This window comes from Aeromonas sp. 600774, from assembly GCF_049175075.1.
GTDB lineage: Bacteria > Pseudomonadota > Gammaproteobacteria > Enterobacterales > Aeromonadaceae > Aeromonas > Aeromonas veronii_A.
This window is the reverse complement of the sequence record NZ_JAAKUJ010000001.1, coordinates 47,636-58,639: the sequence shown is the minus strand read 5'-3', so window position 1 is coordinate 58,639 and position 11,004 is coordinate 47,636. Positions and strand designations below refer to the sequence as shown.

10 protein-coding genes and 1 pseudogene are annotated in these 11,004 nt (G+C 57.6%); 8 read left to right on the top strand and 3 right to left on the bottom strand.

The annotated features are described in order from the left end of the window. Positions 1 to 129: 129 nt before the first annotated feature. A pseudogene (locus tag G5171_RS00295) lies at positions 130 to 918 on the top strand (LysR family transcriptional regulator); the annotation flags it as partial. Between the two features lie 128 nt (positions 919 to 1,046). Here the strand turns inward: G5171_RS00295 and emrD are convergent. The 3 genes from emrD to G5171_RS00280 all read right to left on the bottom strand — a co-directional run bounded on the left by emrD (position 1,047) and on the right by G5171_RS00280 (position 3,791). Continuing rightward, positions 1,047 to 2,243, bottom strand: coding sequence for a multidrug efflux MFS transporter EmrD (gene emrD / locus G5171_RS00290; protein ID WP_005333920.1), 1,197 nt, complete (start codon positions 2,241 to 2,243; stop codon positions 1,047 to 1,049). A 261-nt stretch (positions 2,244 to 2,504) separates the two neighbouring features. Further along, positions 2,505 to 3,167 carry a glutathione S-transferase family protein gene (locus tag G5171_RS00285; RefSeq protein ID WP_421250302.1) on the bottom strand — a complete coding sequence of 221 codons (663 nt, stop codon included), beginning with the start codon at positions 3,165 to 3,167 and terminating at the stop codon, positions 2,505 to 2,507. A 168-nt stretch (positions 3,168 to 3,335) separates the two neighbouring features. After that, positions 3,336 to 3,791, bottom strand: coding sequence for a hypothetical protein (locus tag G5171_RS00280; RefSeq protein WP_421250303.1), 456 nt, complete (start codon positions 3,789 to 3,791; stop codon positions 3,336 to 3,338). A gap of 199 nt (positions 3,792 to 3,990) precedes the next feature. On the opposite strand from G5171_RS00280, the gene suhB reads away from it, so the two are divergent. From suhB to pseC, 7 genes are all read left to right on the top strand, one after another. Further along, complete coding sequence (suhB, locus tag G5171_RS00275; RefSeq protein ID WP_005352992.1) at positions 3,991 to 4,794, top strand: inositol-1-monophosphatase; 804 nt, start codon at positions 3,991 to 3,993, stop codon at positions 4,792 to 4,794. A gap of 322 nt (positions 4,795 to 5,116) precedes the next feature. Then, positions 5,117 to 6,049 (top strand): ZIP family metal transporter, encoded by a 933-nt coding sequence (locus tag G5171_RS00270; protein WP_005361496.1) that lies wholly within the window; start codon positions 5,117 to 5,119, stop codon positions 6,047 to 6,049. 168 nt (positions 6,050 to 6,217) lie between these two features. Beyond that, on the top strand, positions 6,218 to 6,910 hold the full coding sequence (gene mtnN / locus G5171_RS00265; RefSeq protein ID WP_021230869.1) for a 5'-methylthioadenosine/S-adenosylhomocysteine nucleosidase: 693 nt from the start codon (positions 6,218 to 6,220) through the stop codon (positions 6,908 to 6,910). After that, a complete protein-coding gene (locus G5171_RS00260) occupies positions 6,907 to 7,869 on the top strand; it encodes a cobalamin biosynthesis protein CobD/CbiB (protein ID WP_421259647.1) in 963 nt (320 codons plus the stop codon). Before mtnN ends, G5171_RS00260 begins: the two co-directional genes overlap by 4 nt. After that, positions 7,862 to 8,707 (top strand): cobalamin-binding protein, encoded by an 846-nt coding sequence (locus tag G5171_RS00255; RefSeq protein ID WP_421243763.1) that lies wholly within the window; start codon positions 7,862 to 7,864, stop codon positions 8,705 to 8,707. Before G5171_RS00260 ends, G5171_RS00255 begins: the two co-directional genes overlap by 8 nt. 155 nt (positions 8,708 to 8,862) lie before the next feature. Next, positions 8,863 to 9,867: a UDP-N-acetylglucosamine 4,6-dehydratase (inverting) gene (gene pseB, locus G5171_RS00250; RefSeq protein ID WP_005346596.1), complete on the top strand. Its 1,005-nt coding sequence runs from the start codon at positions 8,863 to 8,865 to the stop codon at positions 9,865 to 9,867. Beyond that, a complete protein-coding gene (pseC, locus tag G5171_RS00245) occupies positions 9,864 to 11,000 on the top strand; it encodes a UDP-4-amino-4,6-dideoxy-N-acetyl-beta-L-altrosamine transaminase (RefSeq protein WP_421259646.1) in 1,137 nt (378 codons plus the stop codon). Before pseB ends, pseC begins: the two co-directional genes overlap by 4 nt. Positions 11,001 to 11,004 lie beyond the last annotated feature (4 nt).

The window sequence follows — 11,004 nt, the reverse complement described above, 5'->3', positions numbered from 1 at the left end:
AGTTTAGAGAGGCGACTGACGCAAAACCAATGAAATAAATCTATATCCTGATAGAGTTATTCTATCGAAGATGTTTTTTCAATTAATTAATTCTTCAATAGCCGGTTCCACTGCCTCCACTACAACCAGATGAACATCAAGCAACTTCACTACTTTCACGAGCTGGCCAAACACCGGCATTTTGCCAAAGCGGCCAAAGCCTGCCACATCACCCAACCCACCCTCTCGGCCAGCATTACCGCGCTGGAAAAGAGTGTCGGCACCGATCTGGTGGTACGCACCAGCCAGTTTGTCGCCCTGACCGAGGCCGGCGAGCTGGTACGCCAGTATGCCGAACGAATGTTGCTGGAACAGGAGGCGCTCAAGCAGGAGCTGGCGCTGTTTCAGGGCGAGCTATCCGGCACCCTGCGCATCGGCATCGTGCCCCAGTCCAATCTAGACATCATGCCGTTTATCGCCCGCTGCAAGCAGCGCTATCCCGACATCGTCATTCGCCTGTCGGTGCTCAGCAACGAAGCCCTGCTATCACAGCTGGAGCTGCATCAGTGCGATATCGGACTGGGATTTGATGAACCCGCCGGCGGAGCTGGCCGGCGCGCCTTTCATGTCTACCCGCAAGGCGCCAACCAGATGGCGGTGCTGATGAACCGTGACGAAGCGGATCTGTACCCGCACAGCGGCGACATTGCGCTTGCTGAACTACAGCAACAGCCATTGGTGCTGCCCAGCCGCACCATGCAATTTCGTCAGTATCTGGATCGCGCCGCCGAGCAGGGGGGAACCTCGCTCAACGTGGTACTGGAGACCGACTCGCTGTTCCATCTGGTCAGCGCCGTACGCCATCGGCTGGGCTGGGCCATCGTCAGCGCCGGCCTCGCCCGCTCTGCCAGCAGAGCATCACCCCCGCCATGCGCGCCTTTCTTGAACTGGTGGCTGAAGGTGAACCGGCAAACGCGCCTTGATGCAGGCCAAGCGGTAAACCTCATCCGGTTCTGGCAAAGAAAAAGCCCGCCAGAAGGCGGGCTTTCAGAGAACAAGCGCGGGCATCAAATCGCCATCTGCTCGTGCGGCGAGCCGTGGTGGCGCAACCAGACAAAGCTCAGCGCCACGATCAGCACCATCAGGGTCATAATGGCCCCCAGGGTCACCTGTCCAGTCATCGGGAAACCGGCGGCCAGCAGGGTCACCACGCCCGCCCCCAGATTCTGCATCCCGCCGAGAATGGCCCCCGCGGTGCCGGCCTGACCCGGGAAGGGCTCGATGGCGCAGGAGGTGGCGGTCGGGTAGAGAATACCGCTACCGATGAAGTAGACGGCCGCACCACCGACCAGCGAGGCAGCACTCACCACCCCGAACAGCCCCGGCACCAGAATGATGAGGGAGCCGAGCGCCAGAAAGGCGATGCCAAGCCGCATCAGTTTGCCCTGAGTCAAACGGAAGCTCAGCTTGGCAGAGAGCCAGGCCCCGAACAGATAGCCGGGCAGCGGCAGCACGAACAGCACGCTCACGGTACGGGCGCTCAGTTTCAGCACATCGCCGAGCAGCACACCGGCTGCTGCCTCGAATACCGCCAATCCGGCAAAGGTCGCCATCAGGCAGAGCAGGTTGCCCTGAAACTTGGGGTTGCCCAGTACATGGCGATAGGCAGCACCGACGCGCAGCGGCTGACGTGCAGCAGCAGGCAGCGTCTCACCAAACCAGGCCATGATCGCCAGGGTTGCTACAGCACCAAAACCGAACAGGAACCAGTAACCGGCACGCCAGTTGAACAGCTCGGTCAGCCAGCCGCCCAGCACCGGTGCCAGCAGCGGGGAGAAGATCACCCCCATGCTGACCAGACTGTTGGCGCGGTTGAGCTCGGCACCGTTGTAGCGATCGCGCATCACGGTACGGCTCATGGCGCCACCGGCACCGGTACCCAATCCTTGAATAAAGCTGCCCACCAGCAAGGCGGCAAAATGGGGGATGACCTGAATGATCAGGGTGCCCACCAGAAACACCATCATGCCGACGATCAGCACCGGACGACGACCGATGCGATCCGACAGCGGCCCGTAGACAAACTGGGAGAGGCCATAGGGGATCAGGTAGCAGGCCATCACCGCCTGCAGCTGGCCCGAGGCCACATTGAAGTCTCCCGCCATCATGGGAATGGAGGGGACATAGAGGGTCTGGGTCATCTGGCCCACAGCGACCATCAAAATGGTCAGTAAAAACAACGGATAAAAACTGTGCCGATCCATATCAGTCCCAAAAAATCGAAAAAATGCTGCCGCCCTCTGGCACAAAATGGCCCAGAGGAATCTGATCACAGAGGCTGTGATGCAATCAAAAACAGTGTTGGAAACAGTAGGCGGGGAGCCCGCCAGACCACCGCACAGGACGCTTGGTGGTATGGGGGCATCATAGTGATTCAGCTCACAGAAAACGAACGAATCTTTATAATCGGCTTGCCTTAGTTTTTCTAATATTACGGGGCAATACACCCCGTCTGAGGTTAAAAATCAACGTGTTACCATCTGTTGTGCCTGCTTGATCAGCTCATCCGGCTGCTCTTTGCGCGGCGGTATGGTGATCCCCTTCTGGCAGGCAGGCTTCTCGGCCATCCGATCCATCCAGGCTTGCAGATGGGGTAACCCCTCGATGGAGATGCCGCTCCAGTCATAAATCCGCACCCAGGGCCAGGTGGCGATATCGGCAATGCTGTACTCGTCCGCCAGATATTCGTGATGAGCCAGATGGCTATCGAGCACCTCGAACAGGCGGCGCCCCTCCTTCTGGTAGCGTTCGATGGCGGCGGAGATCTTCTCGGGGAAGTAGCGGTAGAAGACATTGGCCTGCCCCATCATGGGTCCAACCCCGCCCATCTGGAACATCAACCACTGAATGGCCTGAGAGCGGCGCTTGGGATCGGCCGGCAACAATTTGCCCGCCTTCTCCGCCAGATAGATAAGGATGGCGCCCGACTCGAATACGGCGAAATCGTCGTTATCCCGATCGACGATAGCCGGAATACGGCCATTTGGGTTGATGGCGAGAAACTCGGGCTTCTTCTGATCCAATGCAGACAAATCGAGAGGAATGACCCGATAGGGCAAACCCAGCTCTTCGAGGGCAATCGCCACTTTGAAACCATTGGGGGTCGCGGCGGTGTAAAAGTCGATCATGATTCACTCCTTGTTGGTCATAGCCAGATTGCACGGTTGGAACAGGGTGCAACACCATAGCCGCCTCATCTTGCAACAAGTGACCGGCTCCAGACCATTAAAAAGCGGCGCACCGTAGGCCACACAAGGCCACAGTGCGCCGCTGGTGCGCTCTGGCAATGGTAAATATTAGTTGATCATGGCGACCGGCTTGCGCTGGCGCAGCATGATCAGGCGGGAAAGCAGCGGGAAGTAGGACTCCAGCTTGCGCAACAGCACTCGGCTACACGAGGGGTCTGCCAGCTCTGACTCCTCCAGCACGATGCCGTTGGAGACAAAGTAGAAACGGGGGTCGCGCACATCGGGGCCGCAGATGGTGAGATCCTTGTCCCCCTTGCGGATCAACAGCGGCAGTACCGGCAATCCGATGGCATCGTCTTCGCCACGGATAAACCCGGCATCCTGCCAGGGGGTATCGCCATCGATCAGCAGGATCGCCGCTTCAGCCTTGGCCGGTTGCCACTCGGTCAGTGGCGTCACGCTGATGTGGGCAAAATGGTCACCATACTCGGGTGATGACCGCAAAATGGCCAGCAGACCTTCACTGGCGCCAGACACGTTTTGACTCACTAATGACAAATTCATGGCTCATATCCCTATGCTCATGACAGCCTGTATCCGGCTGCCGGGATAAGACTAGCGCAGATCTGGTCTATATTGGAGCCGTCAGATCTGGCAGTCACAATCAATTGGTCGTAGGGTGATAACAGTTGCCATCGCACAAAATACTGGTACTATACCGCGTCCTTTTGTCCCCCGTTCTTTAACATCCAGTGGTGAACCTATGCATCCGATGCTGAATATCGCCGTGCGCGCTGCGCGCAACGCCGGTCAAGTTGTAGTAAAAGCCTTCTCCCAGCCCGAGAACATTGAGGCTATCCAAAAAGGCAGCAATGACTTCGTGACCAACGTTGACCGTGAAGCCGAAGCGGCCATCATTCACACCATCAAAAAATCTTACCCGGAGCACAGCATTGTTGCTGAAGAGTCTGGTGAGATTGCCGGTACCAATCCGGACTATCAATGGATCATTGACCCACTGGATGGCACGACCAACCTGGTCAAAGGCATTCCGCACTTTGCCGTCTCCATCGCCCTGCGTGTCAAGGGCAAGACTGAACAAGCCGTTGTTTACGATCCCATCCGTGACGAGCTGTTTACTGCTACCCGTGGTAGCGGCGCCCAGCTGAACGGCTACCGCATTCGTGTCGGCAAAGCCAAAGAGCTGGCTGGCACCGTGCTGGCGACCGGTTTCCCCTACAAGCAAAAGCACCACATCGAGTCCTACCTGAAGATGTTCCAGAGCATGTTCATCGAATGTGCCGACATCCGTCGCTCCGGCTCTGCCGCACTGGATCTGGCCTACGTGGCTGCCGGTCGCGTCGACGGTTTCTGGGAAATCGGCCTCAAGCCCTGGGACACCGCTGCCGGTGAACTGCTGGCCAAAGAAGCTGGCGCCATCGTCACCGACTTCGTAGGTGGTCACAACTACGAAAACTCCGGCAACATCGTGGTTGCCAACCCGCGTGTCCTGAAAGAGATGCTCGGCAAGATCCGTGAAGAGCTGCCGGAGTCCCTGGCGAAATAAGCCAGCCTTCGAGCAGACAGATAACAAAACCGGCGCAAGCCGGTTTTCTTGTATCTGTTATCCGAACACCAAGGCAGACATCTACAGCTGATTTAAAAGAGTTCGCGATGCATCCCCACTTGCCTCTCAACATCCACTTCAGCCATTTGCAGACAACCCCTCTTGCCCCCCGCCTTTGGCTACCGATAAGAGTTCCCATGTGGTTGCCTGGATAAACTCTTTCCAGATTTTCAGATAGCGGCAATCGCCCTGCAGACATGGACAAGGGGCGGCCTAATCGATGTAATGCCACCATCCACTTTGCACACCTTGAGGTCATGCCATGGACCATCTCTCAGCTCTTCCTCCGTTATCCTGGTCACAGCAACTGCGCAGCCAGATGCAAAGCCGCCCGCTCACTGCTCTCGGCCTCTTTATCGCGCTGGCTGCCGTCTTGTTGCTGCTGTTGCAGAGTCTCATCATGCTCGCTACCGGCGAGGTGACCAGCGGCGTGCGCTATGGCCTGATAGGTGGTGCCGCCGGGTTTGCCGCCACCGCCATCGGCGCCCTGCCCGCTCTGTTTCTACGCTCGGTACCGCAAAAAGTGGAGGACACCATGCTCGGCTTTGCCGCAGGCATGATGCTGGCGGCCAGCGCCTTCTCCCTGCTGCTGCCGGGGCTAGAGGCTGCCGAGGGGATCACCGGCAACGGCTTTAGCGCCGCCGCCGTGGTGGTTGTCGGCATGACCCTCGGGGTGCTGTTGATGCTGGGGCTGGATCAGTTCACCCCGCACGAGCATGACAAAACCGGCCCCTGCGGCCCCGGCCACGAGAGCTGCTCCCGGGTCTGGCTGTTCGTCTTTGCCATCGCCCTGCACAACCTGCCGGAGGGGATGGCCATCGGGGTGAGCTTCTCGCAGGGGGATATGTCGGTGGGGCTGCCGCTTACCACTGCCATCGCACTACAGGATATTCCGGAAGGATTGGCGGTGGCGCTGGCCATGTGCGCCGCCGGTTTTCGCCCCTCTGTCGCGGTGCTGGTTGCCATCGCCAGCGGCCTGCTCGAACCGGTTGGCGCCCTGCTCGGAGTGGGGCTCTCCAGTGGCCTTGCCATCGCCTACCCCATCGGACTTGGGCTCGCCGCCGGCGCCATGCTGTTTGTGGTCTCGCACGAGGTGATCCCGGAGACTCACCGCAACGGTCACCAGACCTATGCCACCCTCGGTCTGATGGCAGGCTTTGCCCTGATGATGACCCTCGATACTGCGCTCGGCTAAAGGCACTCTCCCCTCCTCATCAATGCTTTTTGTCACCTGCGGCGCTCCCATATGGAGCGCCGCGCTTCATCTCTCCTTTCGCTTGTGCCTCTCGGCGCCGACGCCATCTTTTGTTATGATCTACAGCAACTTAAATTCAGCCACACGGCTATCAAGACGAGGTCAGCAATGAAAGTAGGTATTATCGGCGCCATGGAGCAAGAAGTGGCCCTGCTGCGCAGCCAGATGAGCAACCCCACCACCCTGCAACTGGGCGGCTGCGAGTTCTATCAAGGGGAGCTGGCAGGCAAAGAGGTGATCCTGACCCGCTCCGGTATCGGTAAGGTCGCCGCCAGCGTGGCCACCAGCCTGCTGCTGGAAAAGTTTGCCCCCGACTGCGTCATCAATACCGGCTCTGCGGGCGGCTTTGCCCAGGACCTGCATATCGGTGATGTGGTGATCGCCAGCGAGATGCGTTTCCACGATGTCGACGTGACCGCCTTTGGTTACGAGATGGGCCAGATGGCGCAACAACCCGCCGCCTTCCCCTGCGACGAGAAGCTCATCGCGGTCGCTCAGGATTGCATCGCCGAGCAGGGCAAGCACCAGACCAAGGTCGGCCTAATCTGCACCGGCGATCAGTTCATGTGCAAACCGGACGCCATCGCCAAGGCTCGCGCCGACTTCCCGCAGATGCTGGCGGTCGAGATGGAAGGTGCCGCCATCGGTCAGGTGTGCCACATGTTCAAAGTGCCCTATCTGGTGGTGCGCGCCATGTCCGATATCGCTGGCAAGGAACAGGTTGAATCCTTCGATGCCTTTATCGAAGTGGCCGGCAAGCACTCCGCCGAAGTGATCATCAAGATGCTCGGCAAGCTGTGATCGAGACCGGCTCGCTTGATTTGATGGCCGACGCCCTCCTCTCGACGACGGCGGCCATTCTGGTAGGTGCTGCCCTGCTGGAGGCGGTGATCCCGTGGCCATCCCATCTGCGTCTTTCGGCCGTCACGCCCCTGCTGACCCGGCTGGGGCACAAGGTACACAGACCCGATGGTTCACCCGGCCAGCAAATGCAGGCCGGCCTGCTGGCAATGCTGGTAGTCTGGCTCCCCTGCGCAACCGGGCTCTGGTCGCTTCGCAATCTGGCCCTGAGCGAGCCGCTCTTCGACCTGCTGTTCTTGCTGCTGATGCTCGAATCCCGTCCGCTGCGCGAACTCTCCCATGCCACCCGCTCGCTCGCCACCCAGGAGACCCTGCCGCTGGCGAGATTGCAGTCTGCCCCCTGGCTTAAGCGGGAGACCGGCAAACTCTCGACCATGGGGCTCGCCAAAGCGGTGACGGAGAGCAGCGCCCTGCGTCTGGTCGGCCAATGGGCTGGCCCGCTGCTGGGATATGCCCTGGCTGGCGTACAGGGCGCCCTGCTCTGGCGGCTGGTACAGCTGATGAATCAGAGCTGGAGTCGCAAAGACCCCGCCTTCGACCACTTTGGTCACGCCGCCAGTGCCCTCTATCAGGTGCTCAATGCCTCCGTCATTTTGCTGCTGGGGCTGCCACTGCTGGCAAGCCGTCTCAAACAGGCAGCACAGCTGCTGCGCAGTGGCGCGCTCTGGCCCTATCCCGCCATGGGGATGCTGCTCACTCTGCTGGTAGACAAGTGCCGGATCCGACTTGGTGGCCCTCGCTACTATCAGGGGGCTCTCCAGCGTTGGCCCGTCATCGGCACTGGTGCTGATCCAGATAGCGAGACACCGCGCAAGGTGCTCAACATTCTGCAAGGGTGCGGCTGGGGCTGGTTGATACTGGCGCTGGTTGTCACGGTAGCGGGGTTATTTCATGGGTAGAGTGTTGCGCTTGGCTGTCTGGCTGCCCTGCGTGCTGCTTGCCTGGTTGCCCGGTGCCCTGCTTGCCGCCACACCGACCCGGGTGGTGAGCGTTGTTCCTCACCTGACCGAACTGCTTTATGACATCGGTGCCGGCGACAAACTGGTGGCCATTGACGATGCATCCGACTACCCAGCCGAGGTCAAAACCAAGCCAAAGGTAGCGAATTATCGCAGCATCAATGTCGAGGCAGTGCTGGCGCAAAAGCCGGACTTGATCCTCGGCTGGCGCTCGGCCCAGTCTCGCATGCTGGCCCCGCTGGAACAGCTCGGGATCCCGATCTTCTACTCGGAGCCTACCGATTTTGCATCGCTGGCCACCGAGATGCGGGCGCTGGGCAAATTGCTGGGTGTGGAAAAGAGTGCTAACGAGGCCGCCGAGCGCTATCTGGCGCGCCTGCATGAGCTACAACAGCGCTATGGCCAACCAACCGGCGTCAAGGTGTTCTACCAGCTCTGGTACCCTCCGCTCACCAGCGTCAGTGGCAATGCCTGGCCTGCTCAGGCCATCGAATTCTGCGGCGGGATCAACGTCATGGCGAATGCCAAGACCCCCTACCCTCAAGTGGACATGGAACAGGTGATCAGAGCGAACCCCGCGCTGATCCTGGCAGGGAGTCAAGATCCTGACGCCCTGCGTCACTGGCAGAAGTGGCCCAATCTCAATGCGGTGCAGCATCAACGACTCGATTTAATCAACTCGGATGAACTGCACCGCTTCACCCCAAGAGCCCTCAAGGGGGTTGAAGAGGTTTGCCAAGCTATTCAGCTAAGCACGCAGAGCTCCAGCACATCTTGATAAAGCTCTACTAATGCGAGCCAATCCGAGGTGGTCTGGTGCGCCCAAATCTTTAAAACTGTTTTTGTGAATGGATCACACTCTTTGCCAAAAAAGCTGGTACTTTATTTGCTAGCATATGATTCATCTACTGTTTTTATGACGAGATGCCCACAATGTTCAACGATAAAACGCTACTGATCACAGGTGGCACCGGCTCGTTTGGCCAACGATTGGTCAAGACAGTACTGGAACGTTATAAGCCGAAACGGCTCATCATCTATTCTCGTGACGAACTGAAACAGTTCGAGATGCAGCAGGAGTTTAACGACCCCTGCATGCGCTATTTTATCGGTGATGTCCGAGACGCCAACCGGCTCACCATGGCAATGCGTGGCGTCGATTACGTGGTTCATGCAGCAGCACTGAAACAGGTTCCAGCCGCTGAATACAACCCCATGGAGTGTATTAAGACCAATATCCATGGTGCTGAGAACGTCATCCAGGCCGCTTTGCTCAATCAAGTCAAAAAAGTTATTGCCCTCTCCACTGACAAAGCTGCCAATCCAATCAATCTCTACGGTGCCACCAAACTGGCATCAGACAAGCTCTTCGTGGCAGCAAACAATATCGCGGGGCAGGATCCCACCCGTTTTGCAGTGGTTCGTTACGGTAACGTGGTGGGTTCTCGCGGCTCTGTCGTCCCCTTCTTCCAGAAGCTGATTGACCAGGGTGCAGATGCGTTGCCCATCACCCATGAGGAGATGACGCGTTTCTGGATCACCTTGCAGCAAGGGGTGGATTTCGTGCTGGACAATTTTGGCCGCATGAAAGGAGGAGAGATTTTTGTTCCAAAATTGCCATCGGTCCGTATTACCGAGCTCGCCAGCGCCATGGCCCCTCACCTGCCACACAAGATCATCGGTATTCGTCCGGGAGAGAAGCTCCATGAAGTGATGTGTCCTGCCGATGACTCTTATCACACCTTCGAGTTTGATGACTTCTTCGTGATTGGCCCAACCATCAACTTCAATAATCGCAACAACGATTTCTCCAAAACAGCGGCGGGCGAAAAAGGAAAAATGGTAGAACAGGGCTTCGAATATAACTCTCGCAGCAACCCTCACTTTTTTACCATTGAACAGCTTTTGAAAATGAACCAAAAGGGGAGTGCTGAATGATCCCTTATGGCCGCCAATCCATCAGCCAGGCAGATATCGATGCTGTTGTGGATGTTCTCAAGTCCAACTTTCTGACCCAGGGGCCCGTTGTCCCCCGCTTTGAGCAAGCAGTAGCCGATTACTGTGGCGCTAAATTCGGGGTTGCGGTCAATTCAGGTACAGCAGCACTGCATATCGCCTGTCTGGCACTTGGCGTTGGCCCCGGCGACTGGGTCTGGACATCCCCCATCAGCTTTGTTGCATCCGCCAACTGTGCTCTCTACTGCGGTGCACAAGTCGACTTCGTCGATATTGAGCCAGATACCGGCAACATGTGCGCCTTGGAGCTGGAAAAGAAACTAATTGTTGCTAAAGCGGCGGGTAAGTTGCCCAAAGTCGTTATCCCGGTGCACTTTGCCGGCCTCCCCTGCGACATGCAGGAGATCCGCCGCCTGGGACAAGAGTATGGCTTTCGGATCATCGAAGATGCCTGCCACGCCTTGGGAGCTCGCTATCACGATGAACCAACCGGTAATGGTCGCTACAGCGATATAACCGTTTTCAGCTTCCACCCGGTGAAGATCATCACCACCGGTGAAGGGGGGATGGCCATGACCAACGACCCTGTGCTCGCCAAGACGATGCGCATGCTCCGCAGCCACGGCATCACCCGCGAACCGGAAGACTTCATCAATGAACCGGATGGCCCCTGGTACTACGAGCAGCAGATGCTCGGCTTCAACTACCGCATGACCGACATTCAGGCTGCACTGGGGGTGAGCCAGATGGTACGCTTGGAGGAATTTCTGACCAAGCGCCGCACCATTGCCGCACGTTATCAGGCCAAACTGCCTAGCCTGGGGCTTGAGATCCTAGCCAACCGAGAGGGGCGTCTCTCGGCATGGCATCTGTTTGTAATAAAGATACCCGCAGATGATCGAAAGGTTTTTTTTGAACAACTGCGTTCTGCAGGACTCGGAGTTAATGTGCACTACATGCCAATCTATTCTCAACCATTTCACCATATGGTAATCAAAAAAAACCCAACATCCGAAATATTTTATCAACAAAGTATATCAATCCCTATCTATCCCGATTTGACCAAGCAACAGGAGAAGGTCATATACCATTTGAAAAATATCAAATCCAAATAAGTCG